This is a genomic window from Arthrobacter sp. NPDC058127, assembly GCF_042884555.1.
Classification (GTDB): Bacteria; Actinomycetota; Actinomycetes; order Actinomycetales; family Micrococcaceae; genus Arthrobacter.
The window spans coordinates 1-14,571 of the sequence record NZ_JBHVTT010000029.1; the positions used below are offsets into that span (position 1 = coordinate 1).

General features: G+C 65.1%; 15 protein-coding genes. 8 read left to right on the top strand and 7 right to left on the bottom strand.

Annotated features, from left to right (window positions below):
• Positions 1–204 precede the first annotated feature (204 nt).
• The 7 genes from ACFVTG_RS23745 to ACFVTG_RS23775 form a co-directional block, all read right to left on the bottom strand.
• Complete coding sequence (locus ACFVTG_RS23745; RefSeq protein ID WP_390283266.1) at positions 205–876, bottom strand: hypothetical protein; 672 nt, start codon at positions 874–876, stop codon at positions 205–207.
• Positions 877–1,155: 279 nt separating this feature from the next.
• Positions 1,156–2,289 (bottom strand): hypothetical protein, encoded by a 1,134-nt coding sequence (locus ACFVTG_RS23750; RefSeq protein WP_390283268.1) that lies wholly within the window; start codon positions 2,287–2,289, stop codon positions 1,156–1,158.
• A 174-nt stretch (positions 2,290–2,463) separates the two neighbouring features.
• A complete protein-coding gene (locus tag ACFVTG_RS23755) occupies positions 2,464–2,691 on the bottom strand; it encodes a hypothetical protein (protein WP_390283270.1) in 228 nt (75 codons plus the stop codon).
• A 56-nt stretch (positions 2,692–2,747) separates the two neighbouring features.
• On the bottom strand, positions 2,748–4,151 hold the full coding sequence (locus ACFVTG_RS23760; RefSeq protein WP_390283272.1) for a MinD/ParA family protein: 1,404 nt from the start codon (positions 4,149–4,151) through the stop codon (positions 2,748–2,750).
• Between the two features lie 6 nt (positions 4,152–4,157).
• A complete protein-coding gene (locus tag ACFVTG_RS23765; protein ID WP_390283274.1) occupies positions 4,158–4,685 on the bottom strand; it encodes a hypothetical protein in 528 nt (175 codons plus the stop codon).
• Between the two features lie 11 nt (positions 4,686–4,696).
• Positions 4,697–5,764, bottom strand: coding sequence for a CHAP domain-containing protein (locus ACFVTG_RS23770; protein ID WP_390283276.1), 1,068 nt, complete (start codon positions 5,762–5,764; stop codon positions 4,697–4,699).
• Between the two features lie 27 nt (positions 5,765–5,791).
• On the bottom strand, positions 5,792–6,097 hold the full coding sequence (locus ACFVTG_RS23775; RefSeq protein ID WP_390283278.1) for a helix-turn-helix domain-containing protein: 306 nt from the start codon (positions 6,095–6,097) through the stop codon (positions 5,792–5,794).
• 96 nt (positions 6,098–6,193) lie between these two features.
• Here ACFVTG_RS23775 and ACFVTG_RS23780 point away from each other — a divergent pair, with 96 nt between their 5' ends.
• The 8 genes from ACFVTG_RS23780 to ACFVTG_RS23815 are packed head-to-tail and all read left to right on the top strand — an operon-like array spanning position 6,194 to position 14,460.
• Positions 6,194–6,811: a DUF6668 family protein gene (locus ACFVTG_RS23780; protein WP_390283280.1), complete on the top strand. Its 618-nt coding sequence runs from the start codon at positions 6,194–6,196 to the stop codon at positions 6,809–6,811.
• A gap of 14 nt (positions 6,812–6,825) precedes the next feature.
• Entirely contained in the window at positions 6,826–7,113 is a 288-nt protein-coding gene (locus ACFVTG_RS23785) for a hypothetical protein (RefSeq protein ID WP_364541627.1), read from the top strand.
• A gap of 13 nt (positions 7,114–7,126) precedes the next feature.
• Positions 7,127–7,852 carry a hypothetical protein gene (locus tag ACFVTG_RS23790; RefSeq protein WP_390283283.1) on the top strand — a complete coding sequence of 242 codons (726 nt, stop codon included), beginning with the start codon at positions 7,127–7,129 and terminating at the stop codon, positions 7,850–7,852.
• Positions 7,852–9,168 (top strand): hypothetical protein, encoded by a 1,317-nt coding sequence (locus ACFVTG_RS23795; protein ID WP_390283284.1) that lies wholly within the window; start codon positions 7,852–7,854, stop codon positions 9,166–9,168. The genes ACFVTG_RS23790 and ACFVTG_RS23795 overlap by 1 nt, the downstream gene beginning before the upstream one ends.
• 1 nt (position 9,169) lies before the next feature.
• Entirely contained in the window at positions 9,170–10,681 is a 1,512-nt protein-coding gene (locus tag ACFVTG_RS23800; protein WP_390283286.1) for an SCO6880 family protein, read from the top strand.
• Positions 10,681–12,273, top strand: coding sequence for an ATP/GTP-binding protein (locus ACFVTG_RS23805; RefSeq protein WP_390283288.1), 1,593 nt, complete (start codon positions 10,681–10,683; stop codon positions 12,271–12,273). The genes ACFVTG_RS23800 and ACFVTG_RS23805 overlap by 1 nt, the downstream gene beginning before the upstream one ends.
• A complete protein-coding gene (locus ACFVTG_RS23810) occupies positions 12,273–14,042 on the top strand; it encodes a type IV secretory system conjugative DNA transfer family protein (RefSeq protein ID WP_390283290.1) in 1,770 nt (589 codons plus the stop codon). Before ACFVTG_RS23805 ends, ACFVTG_RS23810 begins: the two co-directional genes overlap by 1 nt.
• Complete coding sequence (locus tag ACFVTG_RS23815; RefSeq protein WP_390283292.1) at positions 14,035–14,460, top strand: DUF4913 domain-containing protein; 426 nt, start codon at positions 14,035–14,037, stop codon at positions 14,458–14,460. The genes ACFVTG_RS23810 and ACFVTG_RS23815 overlap by 8 nt, the downstream gene beginning before the upstream one ends.
• Positions 14,461–14,571: the final 111 nt, after the last annotated feature.

A 14,571-nucleotide genomic window follows, 5' to 3' on the forward strand; every position in this document is an offset into this window, starting at 1 on the left:
TCGCGGGCCCGGGTTTTGTAATGCTTCCCGTGTACTCGGCTGTGTAACGTCCAAGTCGGTTGGTGATACGTCCCGGCAAATATGGGCAGCTCGGCTAGCTGGGAGAAAGCCTTACCGTCGGATATTTCACTTTTTCACAATCCACCCCTATTAGGGCTTGCGGGCCGGGGCGGCTCGGTTTTTTGGTCGCTGTCTCGGAGAACGTCATCCCTGCCGGGCGGAGAGAACCTCATTCACCCGTTTCAGATAGCTGCGTGCATGGGACTCCCACCAATTCTGTGGATCTTGGGCAAAGTGGGCGCCAGCCTGGAGTTCGATGACCATTCCCATTGTCAGGGTGCATCCTGTCGGCGTTGGTTCAAGTGTGTAGCTGGTACGGGTGTTCGTCTTGCCGGGTGCGAGGGGCCTTGTTGTGGCCCACTTCGGGCTTTCCTCACCAATGACTTCGATGATGGACGCGGTGCCGTCGCGTCCGATGAAGCATTGCTGTTCACCCACCCCGGTTGGTGTTCCTGGGACGGTGAAGGCCCGTTGAGCGTCCGTGAGCAAAACGGCGCTTTCGGCCGGACGAATCAGCGACCAGACTGTTTGGGCATCGTAGTCAAAGGACTCGGTTGCTTGCACACTGTATGTGGTGGGTGGAATGGAAGCGTTAGCGCGCTGAGCTTCTTGCGCTGCTTTGACCGCGCGGTTGTGCCGGGTATTCACGACGCCGGTAGCGACAACCTGCATCAAGGCCAGGGCAGAAACAACCACGATGATACTCAGGCCCAATTCCGGTTTGCCGTAATAACTGATCGCAGAAGCGAGCACGGCGATGGCGAGAAAGCCGGCAACAAAGAGGATATTAGTGAGGACCTTCGCGAACATGATCACGTGGCCATTATGACCGGCAGAAGCTTCGGCAGCGGTTAGCGTCGACGTGCGGCGGAGTCCAAATGAAAAGTGGAACAAAACCGCGCAGGCTGTGGGATTCCTTAGAATTGTATGGCCATTTCCGGAGGCTGTGCACATCCGCCGGCTGCGTTGGGTGAGGTTCTCTTGTGTGGTGACCTGGCGGTTGTGTGCAGGCGGTCAGCTGGTTCCTGTCGTCCATCATGTGTGCAGGAAAAGCCCGAAGGAAATTGCTTTTGCTGTGCACATGTGGGCGAGAGGCTACCCATCCGGGGGACTCTGCCGGCTCGGTTGCGCGGCTGCGCGCCGGCCTGCGGAACGCTGGCGCTTGTTGGCGTCGAACATGGCGCGGATCTTCGCCAGGGCAGTGACCTTAGTGGGGCATTCGCCGGCGTCCAGCTGGGCCGCGTGTTCGGCCTGGCGCTCCAGTATCCGCCGGCGCTCGGCCTCCTGCTCGCGGCGGAGAGCAGCTGCGCGTGCCGTTGCCTGCTGATCGCGGGAGCGCAGCGGCTCACCGGCTTCGGTGCGCCAGTGGCTGAGGCGGTGCCTCAGCCAGCCGCGCATCCGCCAGGCGTCCTTGGTGTCTGGTGCGCCGCTGTGGGGCCACAGCGTGCCGTCAGGCCTCCAATCCAGGGCGTGCAGGATGTCCGCGACGGTCCAGCCTGCCAGAAAGAAGTCCCGGCACGAGCTGGCGACATCCTTGGGCGTCATGCAACGCAGGGGAAAGCTCCGGTAGCGGATCTCGGACGCGGCGGCCACACGCTGTATATGGCGTTTTGGCGTCCGGTGTGTCGGCCACAGGAGTTCTGGACGCCAGGGCACCTGGGCGGTAGGTGCGCCGCTTGCGGCGCCCGCAGGAATGAGCCGTGGCGGAGCCGCGTCGTTTTGAGAGCTTTTTCCTCGCACGCGTGTATGGGTTAACTCTTTCTCTTTAAGGTGAGAACCGCCTAGGGCGGGAGGGGTGCCAACTTTGTTCACAAGCGCCAGTGGTGATGGCGTGCAGAGGACGTAGACGGCTGCTTCATTAATGCGTTCGCCGTCCGGGCCTGCGGCTGCGTATTTGGCCTGCCGGCCGGACGCAACGCGACCGATAATGCCCCAGGCTGCTAGGAGGCGCAGAACGCGTGCCACGGTTGTCCTGGACGTTCCTGTGGCCTCGATGAGCGCCTCCCAGCCCGGGCGAGACGTCATGCTCTCGTAGTCGGCACGCTCGATCAGGGCGCGCAACACGGCCACGATGGTGGCCTGGCCATTGCGGTTGCGCAGGACGAATTTCTCATGACTCCGCAGAGCCGACATGGTCTGGCGTCCGTGTGCAGCACGAACGCTGCCTTTCGGAACGGCTGCAAGGACGATATCGGTGGCTGTCTCGCGGGCGCGGTTGACACGCCTCACCCGGACAGGTGCGGTAAGGCTGGCCGAAATTGGTTCGGCATGTAAACTTAGGGGCAAGCGGATGCTCCTCGAAAAGGGTGTGGAAGCGGGAGCCCTTCACCTCGGCCGGCAAGCATGAGGGTGAAGAGCTTGAATAACTTGATACGAAGGCCCGCCTAGGCGGGCCTTCTCCATTTAAGAAGCTTGTGGGATCGGCAAAGCCTCCTGGTTGCTGATCTTGTCCAGCTGGACGTGGCTAAGGTGTTTGGTCACGAGTTGAGCGACGTAGTCACTGACTGTCATGCCCTGGGCTTCGGCGACTGCTGCCAACTTATCGGCGTCTGCGACGGGCATGCGGGTACCAACAAGTCGGCGTTCGCCTTTGCTGCGGCGTCCGCCTCCACGATTTCCTGTAGCTGCCATAGCCTCATTCAAGCGGTAACAGTTTCCGTTAAGCGGGAGCATCTGCGGTGTGTCGCCTAGAAACCCTTGGCGACGGCGGCTGCAGCGGCAAGCCAGGCACGCCGGGTGGCCGGCTGGAGGGCGTCATAGCGGATCGGCCCGTTGACCAGGGCCGGGTCGTAGGGGATGCGGACGACGGCGCGCACGTGCGGGGCGAAGCCGTCAGCGATCCTGCGGGCCTCGTCTTTCGCCCGCTTGAGCGCGTCGCCGCTCATGCTGCGTTTGGCGTCAGTGGACTCGGACACGATGACGACGGCGTTGCGGGCCAGATCGGCGTCGTGGCCGCCGCGGGATTCGAGCGTCTGGAGGGTTAGGCGCGCGGCCTCGGCGCGGTCTTCAATGGCTGTCACGGGGACCACGAGCTGGTTGGTGTGGGTGATCATCTGCCGCCAGTTCGCGGAGCGGGCGGTGTTGCCGGAATCCATGACAATCAGCCGGTAGTAGCGGGTGAGCACCTGGTGGGCAATGTCTACTTCCTCGGCGGTCACTTCGTGGTCGCCCTCGTCGTTCTCGTCCGAGCGCAGGACGTCGAATTTATCGGAGGTCTGGTGATGAACGAACCGGGCGATCTCGGCTGCGTTCGTGCTGGGGGAGAGTAGCGTCTGCGAGGAATCGATGAGGTCAAGGACGCTGTTGTCATGACTGCCCTGCTCTGTCCGCCAGCCCAGGGTTCCCTGGCTCTCATTGTTGTCCCAGGCGACGGTTGCGGCGCCGCTGTAGCGGGCCAGAATCGCGCTGAGCATCACGACAGTGGGCGTCTTGTTCGCCCCGCCCTTGCGGTTGACGACGGCCACCGTGCGGGGCCCGGGCCAGTGCTGGCTTACAGTGCGGATATCTTCGCGCTCAGCCAGTTCTTCGGCGGACGGTTCCATGCGGAAGCCCAGTCGGGTCAGAACGCCGCGCCAGCCGCGCGTAGCCGGCTCCAGCACGGGCGCGCTGACCAGGAACGAAGTCTCCTTGAGGCTTCGGCGCGTTACAGGCTCCGGGACGGCATCCTCGGCGGCTGACGCTGGTTCCTGGACGCGGGACACTGCAGCTCCGAACCTGACGGGCGCGGCCGGGGCAGCAACTTCCTCGACCGCCGGCTCGGCGGGTGCCTGGACGGGCGCAGGGTCGGACACGGCCGGCTCCGCGTTTTTCTGGCGGCGTGGGCTGGGTTTGGCCTGGGAGGCTTCGCTGACGATCCCCTCGGGGGAGACCACGATGAGGCCTTGGCCGTCCGGGTCAGTGGTGCTGACCTTGACGGGGCGTCCGAGCTGGGCGGCCGTGTCGGTTATGAGGCGCAGCGCCTCGCGGAGGACGGCGGCCTCGTCGTCGGCCTGGATCGCGTGCGAGGTGCCGTTGATCGTGACCTCACCGGTTCCGTTAGCGCGGAGAACGGCGTCGATCTTGGGGAAGTCGAGTGCTTGGGTTTCCATCATCTGTCCTTACTTGGTGCCGTTCGGAGGTGTGAAGCGGTTGACCTGCCAGGGTTTGTCGGCCGCGCTGCGGAGCAGCTGCACGTCGTAGTCGCCGGCATCGGTCGGGAAGACTACATGGCAGCCAAAGCCGTTGCTTTCATCGATCTTCAGCTGGCCTGGTCCGGTGATCTTCTTGACCGGGATGTTGGCCGGGTCAACGTACTGATAGTCGGCAACTGCTTGGGCCGTCAGGAGCTGGCCCAACTCCTGGATCCATACTCTGTCCGAGACCGTGGGCCTTGCGTAGAGAGTCATGGCCTTGGTTGCGGTGTCCAGTGCTGCTTTCTTGCTTGGCTCGTCCCAGGCGATGCCCAGCGTGGCAGGGGCGGTGCCGCCGGGGGCCTGGGCCTTGCCACCTGCGCTGAGCGAGGGCGGCGCAGATACTGCCGGGGAAGTAGATACCTGTTGGTTTTCCGGACCTCCTCCCGTGTTTGCCATGGGCGCGCAGGCCGTGCACACGAGCACGACGGCAAGGGCTGTCAGGGTGCGTTTCATAATTCCTCCGGTCACTGGCTGCCAGGCAGGTACAGGAAGGCACTGGGAGTGCCGTTCTGGACCGTGCGCGTGTAGTAGGTGTGGTCGTTCGGGGCTGGGTTGCCGTTGTAGCCCTCTTCCAGATAGCTGCCGTCGCCGTTGACGGCCTTGACGATTCCGACGTGGCCGTAGGTGCCGTCTGCGCCGCCCGTGCCTGGCGAGTACCAGACGACTGCGCCGATGCGCGGTGTCTTGCCTGTAGGCCAGCCCTTGGCGTCCCAGCCGTCCTTCCAGGTCAGGGCTGAGCCGAGCACGCCGCCGTCAGGCCGGAAGGTGCTGTTGAGCTCCTTGTAGGGGGCGCTATTGCTGCCCAGTTGCTGATTGACGCGCCAGAGGGCGAAGTCGACGCATTCGCGGTTGTACATGCCCAGGGGAGAGGGCTCGTAGAGCGTGGCCGTTCGCCACGGCAGGTCATCGCCCTTGCCGGATTCGCCGGGGATGCCACAGGAGCTTTCGCCGCCGGCGTCAGTGGTCTTGACGTCGCCCAGCGCCGCCACGACTTCCACAGCCGCCGGCCAGTAGGTCTGGTAGTGGTAGGGGTCGGCATTGCGTTGGACCCTGTGCGCGGCCATGGTCGGTTCGAGCTGCTCCCAGCCGATGACCTTCTGCAAGGCCTTGAAGAAGTTCGTGGCGGAGATGGTGGGGTTCATACGGTCGGGGTAGGACCCCCACGCGCCGTTGTCCCGCTGCTGGAACAGGCCTCGGGAGTCCGGGCCTGGGCCATCGCCGTGGTCCAACACGTGCAGGCCGGACTCACCCATAGCCGTCATGACGCCGATGGTCTGGCCTCTGGCGGACAGGCCCAGCGCCTTCCCGGCGTTGATGACCAGAGCGGCGTTCTTCAGCTGCTCGCCCTGGTAGCCGGCCACGGGCACCTTGGGAAGCTTGGAGGCGTCAACGCTGACGCTGCCGCCGGCAGGCGCGCAAATGTCGGCGGCGCTTTGGGAGCCGCCACCGAAAAGGATGATCGAGAGCACCAAAACGACAGGGGCGACAAATGCCCCCACCACCAGCAATGGTGCGCCCTTGCTTGGCTGCAAAATGTGTCCCCCTCACATTTGTCGGGCTTAGCCCGGCTCGTCGGTCAGCTCAGACTCTTCGTGTGGCTCGGGAGTGCGCCCCGCACGAAGTGAGTTCCGGTTCTCCCAGACCCAATCCGCGACTTCATCGCGTGAAATCAGCCACGTCTTGTCCAGCTGGTAGGCCGGGATGATCCCAGCCTGGAGCCACTTGTAGGTCGTCTGCTTTGACTGGTTCAGTGCCTCAGAGAGCTGTGTGACTGTCAATCGCTCGGGAAATCCGCTAAACAGAGCGTCGACGTACTTTCGGTCCATCAGCGCGTCTCCCCACCACATGTGAAGATAATACAGCATGATTGCGTATTATTGCGTATGATCGAATACATTCGGTGCCCTTCGGAGACGGTGGCTATGGATACGATCATTGCGGACATAACAGGGGGATGTTAAATGTCGATCTCAAGAAACAGGTGGGTGACCTTCGGCGCTGCAACCGTGGAGGAAACGACTTACGCCGTCGAAGCGCCTCCCGTCTTGGTGCCTACCGGGGCTACGAGGCCTCAGCTCAGCGTCCCGCAGCCCGACCACGCCGACCGGCTTCCTCGATGGAACGTCTCTGGGATCACCCCGGACTACTGGTGGCTCGGCGTCCACGGAGGCGCGGGCGAAACGTCGCTCGCACGCTTGGACAAGCGCACGAGGGCCGCTGAGCATCATTGGCCGCTGACCGCCTCTGGATCCACTGTCGTCCTCGTTGCCCGGTCCAACGTGTCGGGCCTGCGCGCCGCGCAGCTGGCCGCCACGGAATGGGCCTCGGGCACTGTTCCAGGAATTCGCGTCGTCGGCCTAGTAGTCCTGGCAGACGCTCCTGGTCGGCTCCCGAGGGAGATCCGCGAGTTCGCGCAAGTCGTCGGCGGGGGAGTGCCCCTCTTGTGGCACATCCCCTGGATTGAGTCGTGGCGCTTTGGCCACGACATGCCACCCGAGGAACTTCCAAAGGAAGCCCGCGCCGTGCTTGACCAGGTGCGTATCGCAGCATCCACCACAGCCTCACTCCCGACCAACTAGAAAGAGGAAAACCAATGCTGTTCTCCAAGGCCATGGAATGGTCCAGCTTCGTCATTACCGAGATCCCGAACCCGGGAACCGGCACAGCGCCTCCCGGCTCCCAAGGTCTTCTGACAATCCTCAAGTGGGTTGCCTGGATCGTCTTCGGTCTGGCCGTCGCAGGCATCCTGATCACGGCGGGAACGATGATGATCAACAACCGTCGCGGCGAGGGCGGCGAGCATGCCGGTCGCCTTGCCTGGGTCCTCGGCGGCTGCATTCTCGCAGCCTCCGCTGGCGGCATCGTCGGTGCCTTGGTCTAAGAAGGGGCGAGCCATGACAGAACCGACCGTGAACGAAGACCAGAATCCGCTGACCAAACCTAAGTTCATCATCTCGGCCGTTGTCGTGGCGATCATCGTCGCGCTTGGCATCATCCTCGCCCTCGTGCCAAAAGGCAACGGAACCACGGCGCCCGAACCAAGCACTGCCGCAGCGAGCACCAGCAGCATGCAGCCCTCGGCCACGGAGGCTGCCAGCGTGTGTGGCCTACCGGCCGGTGACCAGGCCAAACCGGCCACCGCACCGGCCGACACGAAGTGGGAGCTGATCGGAAAGATTGCTGCACCGACCTCGCCCAAGCAGTTCGGCCCTGGAAAGACGGAATCGAACGGCCTTCGGTCGTGCTTTGCGCATTCTCCGATGGGGGCCTTGTACGCAGCTGTAAACGTGGCTGCGCTCTCGGGATCGGGCAAAGCGGACCTAGTCTACGAACAGCTTGCTGTTCCGGGACCGGAACGTGACGCTGTGCTGAAGTCGTCGCCCAGCGCCGCCCCACAATCTGTTCCTGCTCAGCTCGTGGGATTCACGGTTCGCTCCTACGCCTCGGAGCGCACAGTCATTGATCTTGCCTTCAAGGGATCAAACGGAGCGTTCGTGTCCATCCCAGTTCCGTTGCAGTGGTTCGGCGGGGATTGGAAGATCGTCGTTCCTGCCACCGGGGACACCGGTGCGCGGCAGATCGCGGACCTGAGCGGCTACATCGAGTGGGCCGGTGTGTAATGGCTGACTGCTCAGGATGGAACGCATTCAATCCTCTATGCCATGCGGGGGCGGCAATCGAGGATGTCGCGAACGATGCGGTCAAGAACATGGCCAAGGCGATTGCTGATGCCGTGGGACAGACCGTTAAGACACTCGGGACGTTCTGGGTGAACGTCGGCACTCCGAACCTGACGACTGCGCCAGGCGGGAGTACCGCGAGTGATCCCGTGCTGTTCCTGCAGAACAGCCTCTACTTCTGGACAGCGGCTCTTGCCGTGCTGTCTGTGCTCGTGGGGGCAGCCAAGATGATCATTGAGCGCAGGGGCGCGCCCCTGCGGGATCTGGCGCGTTCGCTCGCAACGCTGGTCGTCGTCTCCGGTGCCGGCGTGGCCGCCGTCGGACTCCTGACTGTCGCTGCTGATCAGTTTTCTGCGTGGATCATCAACAACTCCACGAATGGGACATCGTTTAACGACAACATCACGGCCATGCTGCAGCTCTCGGCCACCAGTCCAGTCGGGGCGATCATGATTATCCTCCTGGGACTGATTGCGATTCTCGCTTCCGTTCTCCAGATCGTGCTCATGATCGTCCGCGGCGGCCTGCTCGTCGTCCTAACGGGGATCTTCCCCACAGCCGCAGCCTTCACCAACACTGAGGCTGGCAAGAGCTGGTTCCAGAAGTGCACGGCCTGGCTAATTGCATTCATCCTTTACAAGCCGGCTGCCGCCATTATCTACGCGACGGCCTTTCGGCTTACCGGCACCAAAATCTTCGGAAACGGTGGTGACGGAAAGGACTTCGGCTCTGCACTCCTGACAACGGTCACGGGACTGGCGCTGATGGTCATTGCCCTGTTCGCGATGCCGGCACTCATGCGGTTCGTCACGCCCATGGTCGGGGCGGTCGCCGGCGGTGGCGGTGGACTGGCGGCCGGTGCTGTCGGCGGCCTGGCTTCAGGAGCTATCAGCATGGGCAGCGCGGGCAGGGGCGGCGGTGGATCGGCCAGCACGACACCGAGCAGCACATCGAATCAGTCGCCTGGATCTCAGGGACCTTCGGGGACAGGGAGCCAGGGTACAGGGGGAACGTCCGGTACGGCAGGCAAGACGGCCGGTCAGGGATCCGCAGCAACAGCGCCTGCCGCGACAGGTGCACAGGCAGGAACCGGAGCGGCGGCCACGGCCGGTGGCGGTGCGGCTGCAGGCGGAGCAGCGGCGGCTGCCGGCCCGGTTGGCGTTGGCTTGCTCGCTGCGCAGAAGGGCGTTGAGGCCGGCCAGGCGGCCGCCGGGGCGGTCAAGAACATGAGTGAAGAATCAACTGGGGGTGCCTGACATGGCTGCTATCGAAAATACGTACCGGGAACCTACCTATGGCAACTGGCGGCGGCCCCGCAAGGCTGGCATCGGCACTCTGGGCGGTCTTGCCACGGCAGGCCTGTTTATCGGCCTGATCGCCACGGTGATCTGCTTCTTCGTCGGCGGCTGGATCGCCGGCCTGGTCGCCCTGCTCATTCTTGGGCTGGCGCTGGCCGTCGTCTCGGTGACGGACAAGCACAACAAGTCCGTAGGCGAACGGGCTTTCGCCCGGCTGGCGTTCCGCTCGGCACGACGTAAGAAGGCGAACATCTACCGTTCCGGCCCGCTGGGGCTGACTCCCTGGGGCGAGTACCAGCTGCCCGGGATCTCCGCCGGCTCAAAGCTCTACGAATTCGCGGACTCCTACGGCCGGTCGTTCGCGTTGATCCACCTTCCGTCCACCGCTCACTACACGGTCGTCTTCGGCACGCAGCCTGACGGCGCGTCCCTGGTCGATCCCGAGCAGATCGACGCCTGGGTGGCCAACTGGGGCGGCTGGCTGGCGTCCCTGGGCAATGAACCGGCGGTCGTGGCCGCGTCGGTCACGGTGGAGACCGCGCCGGATTCCGGGGCACGTCTGCGCCGGGAAGTCGAGTCGAATATCCACGAGGATGCCCCGGCCATTGCCAAGGCCATGCTCCGGGAGGCCCTTCAAACGTACCCGCAGGGGTCGGCCACGATCCGCGCCTGGGTGGCGCTGACGTTCAGCGCGGCCGCCAGGGCCGGCGGCAAGCGCCGCACCGCCGAAGAGATCGCACGCGATCTGGCCTCCCGCCTTCCAGGGCTGACGGAGCGCCTGGAATCCACAGGGGCCGGCGCTTGTGCGCCGCTGAACGCCCAGGAGCTGTGCGAGGTAGTGCGGGTCGCTTACGATCCTGCCGCCGCACGTCTCATTGATGAAGCCCACTATCAGGGCACGCCTGTTGACCTGACGTGGGGCGAGGTCGGGCCTTCGGCTCACCAGGCCGGTTGGGATGGCTACCGTCACGATTCCGGGCACTCGGTGTCCTGGACGATGACCGGAGCACCGCGCGGCCATGTCCTGGCGTCCGTGCTCGCCCGTCTCGTCGCCCCGCACGGGGAGATCGACCGCAAGCGCGTCACTCTGCTGTACCGGCCCATTGAATCGGGCCGTGCGGCCGCCATTGTGGAGTCTGACCAGACCAATGCCCTCACCCGGGCCTCATCGACCAGCCGGCCCACGGCGCGCGCCCTCGTGGACGCCCGTGCAGCGACTGCCACGGCAGCGGAAGAAGCGAAAGGTGCCGGCCTGGTGAATTTCGGCATGGTCGTCACGGCCACGGTGCTTTCCTCCCGGGCTATGGAGGACGCTGTGGCCGTTGTGGAGGGCAACCTCGGCCCGTCAGCCCGCCTGCTGCTGCGGCGGGCGTACGGCTCCCAGGATTCGGCTTTTGCCGCATCCCTGCCGCTTGGCCTGGTGTTGCCCAAGCATTTGAAGGTACCCGAAGAGATCCGCGAGGCCATGTGATGTTCGGCAGCAAGACCAAGCACAAGCGCACGCCCGCCGGCACCCGCATGCTGCCGGCCGCCGTCGTCCGCCGGCCAGGACTTCGGGGCTGGCGCGGACGCGGGCAGGGCGAGGCCGTCTACGTCACGGCCGCCGACGAGTGGCGCGGCACCTCGGTCCAGGTCTGCGGCCTGTGGCCCTTCGTGGGCGGCAGCGGCACCCCGATCCTGGGCGTGCCGATCGGCGTCCACACCGACACCGGAGCGCCCTTCGGCGGAGATCCCATCAGCTGGTTCATGCACGGCATGATCAACAACCCGTCGATGTTCGTCCTCGGGCTGCCGCACTACGGCAAATCCACGCTGGTCCGGCACATCGTCCTGGGCCTCGCAGGCCGGGGGATCAACCCTTTGATCCTGGGCGATTTGAAGCCCGATTACGTTGACCTCATCCGTGCCCTGGGCGGCCAGGTCATCAGCCTGGGGCCCGGCCGTGGCCACCTCAACGTCCTGGATCCGGGCGAAGCCACGGGCGCGGCTGTCCGGCTGCTCGCCTCGGCCGAAGAACACCGGGCCAAGGCGAACCGGACCACGGACCAGGAAGCGGCCGCGCAGCTGCTCGCCGCAGCCGTGAAGGCGGAGAAGCTGGCCGAACAGCTCATGGCGGACTCCCACAACCGGCGCCTGAACATGATCACGGCGCTAATCACGATTGTGCGCAACGCCAAGCCCAGCGCGCACGAGGAATCGTTGATCGACCGGGCGCTGCACATCCTGGACGAGCGCCTGGACAGGGTGCCCCTGATCGGGGATCTGATCGAGGTCATCAAGGACGCTCCCGACGAGCTGCGGGCAATTGCCCTGGACCGTGGCGACATGAGCCGGTACCTGGACGCCACGGACCAGCTGCGGCAGTCGCTGTACTCGCTCGACGGCTCGGGCCGCTTCTCAGACATGTTCTCCAAGCCCACCGATCAGCCAATGGATCTCACCAAGCCGGTCGTGTTCGACCTCTCGGGGATCTCCGACACGCAGCGGGACATCCAGGCCGCCTCGCTGCTGGCTTGCTGGTCAACCGGGTTCGCCACCGTCCAGGTGGCCCACACCCTGGCCGACGCCGGCCTGGAGCCGCGCCGTAACTACTTCGTCGTCATGGACGAGCTGTGGCGGGCGCTGCGCTCCGGGGAGGGCATGGTGGACCGCGTTGACTCGCTGACGCGTCTGAACCGGACCGAGGGCGTTGGCCAGGCCATGATCACGCACACCATGAGTGACCTGGAGGCCCTGCCCACAGAGTCCGAGCGGATGAAGGCCCGCGGCTTCGTGGAACGCTCGGGCATGGTCGTCTGCGGGGCGCTGCCCAGCGGCGAGATGGAGAAGCTGAACAAGGCCGTCACGCTCTCACGCGCCGAGCAGGCCCGCCTCATCTCCTGGGCCGATCCGGGGTCATGGACCGACGTCGGCGGCTCCCGCAAGCGCGTCCGCCCCGGCCTGGGCAAGTTCCTCTTCAAAGTCGGCGGCCGCCCGGGCGTCCCGGTCGCGCTCAAGCTGACGAGCGTCGAGGAATCGCTGCACGACACGAACAAGCGCTGGCACGACGAAGGGGGAAACTGATGGGTGCACCAAACAACGGCAAGCGGTCCCGGCTCGACGGCGAGACGATCCTTCTCTGGATCTTCATCGCGGCCGTGGTGCTGGGGGTCGGCTCGGTGACCGGGGCCGTTCATCTTGGATCGATGCTGGCCGGCGACGGCCAGAAGCTGCCGGCCAACCCGTTTGAAACGGTCTTCGGCCTGTTCACGCACAAGGTCACGTGGCCGGCGGCCGCCACATGGGTACTGATCGGCTTCGGCGTCTTGATCGCGGCCCTGGCGGTCCTGGTGGTGCGCGCCGTGCTGCGTCGCCGTTCCAAGCGCTCCCGCGTGGACGTCGCCGCCCAGCACATGGCCAAGGGCCGGGATCTGAGGGCGCTTAGCCTGCGCGGGGCGACCGCGACGGCCGAGCGCCTGGGCGTGAAAGGCTCACCCGGCATCCCGGTAGGCAAGACGGTCCTGGGCGGGCAGACGGTGTACGGCTCCTGGGAGGACATGCACATCGACGTCTGGGGGCCTCGGACAGGTAAGACGACGTCCCGGGCCATCCCGGCGATCCTCGCCGCCCCGGGAGCCGCGCTGGTGACCTCCAACAAGCGGGACATCGTTGACGGCACGCGCGACGTCCGGGCCGCCGATGGACCGGTCTGGGTCTTCGATCCCCAGTCGGTCGCCCTCGAGGAACCCACCTGGTGGTGGAACCCCCTGTCCTACGTCACGGACGAAGTGCGGGCAGCCCGCCTGGCTGACCACTTCGCCGCCGGCTCCCGTGGCCCGGACTCTAAGACAGATGCCTACTTCGATCCTGCCGGACAGGATCTCCTAGCCGGCCTACTGCTCGCGGCCGCCCTCGACGGACGGCCGATCACGCAGGTTCACACCTGGCTGACGCGGCCGTCGGACGACGAGGCCGTGGACATTCTGAAAGCCCACAGCTTCACCCAGACCTCCAACGCAATCGGTGGCGTCATCAACGCCCCCGAGAAACAGCGCGGCGGCGTGTACGGCACCGCCCTGCAAATGGCGTCCTGCCTCACGAACCGCCAGGTGGCCCGGTGGGTGACTCCGCAGGGCGAGAACGACGAGCGGCCACAGTTTGATCCGGCCGCGTTCGTCCGGTCCAAGGGCACCCTGTACAGCCTCTCCAAGGAGGGCAAGGGGACCGCCGGCCCATTGGTGACGGCGCTGACCGTGGCCACGGTGGAGGCCGCCGAAGAGCTCGCCGTTCACTCACCTGGCGGCCGGCTGGCCACGCCCATGGTCGGTGTGCTGGATGAAGCGGCGAACGTCTGCCGGTGGCGTGAGCTGCCGAACCTCTACAGCCACTACGGTTCCCGGGGCATCGTCCTGATGACCATCCTCCAGTCCTGGTCCCAGGGCGTGGAGGTGTGGGGCCGTGACGGGATGCGCAAGCTCTGGAGCGCAGCCAACATCAAGGTCTACGGCGGCGGCGTGGCCGAAGCCGAGTTCCTGAACGAGCTCGCGCAACTGGTGGGGGAGTACCGCTACTCCAACACGACCCAAAGCCGATCCAAACAAGGCACTTCCTACAGCCACGACGATGACCGTAAGGAACGCACCCTGGACGTTTCGGACCTGGCCGCATTCCCCCGGGGCCGCGCAATCATGTTCGCCTCCGGCGCTCCCGCTGCACTGCTGGAAACGGTGCCTTGGATGAGCGGCCCGCATGCAGAAGCAGTGCGAGCCTCAATCGCTGCACATGATCCGGCCAACCGGCAGTCCGCCGCTGCCGGCAACCGGTGGATCAAGGCGGGTGCTTCCGATGAGTGAAGGCCTGGGGGAGTGGGACGACGAGTTGGAGGACTCGGGAGCTGACACCACCGACTCGGTTGAGGACGAACCGGACGCGCCTGAGCTGTTCTATCCGAACGTCGCCGAATTCGTCAGCGACAAGCTGGCCACCACCTACCGCCGGCAGCTCAACGTGCAGGGCGGGGTGACCTGGTGTCCGCAGTGGTGGAAGCACGCGGAGGCAATCAGCCGTCTGGAAGCGCTCTGGCGGGCCTGGGAGTTTCTGCGCCTGGACGGCACCACGGGCATGAGCGTGTGGTGGCGCGACCACGCAGACCACCACATGTCCGTGCTGCTCTCAGCTGATGGGCCGTTCAAGGGCTGCAGCCCGGACGACGGCCACCGCTCCAAGCTCGCCGCGCTGCCCTGCGAGGAGCCGCCGGCTGGCCTGTTCTAGATCCGATGCCTAGAGGACAGGCAAGCGGGCGCGTCGAGGCGGTTGTTCGACGAATAATGTGTTTCGATAACGGCACATTCAGTTTGGCCACGTCGCGGACTGCGGGCGTCA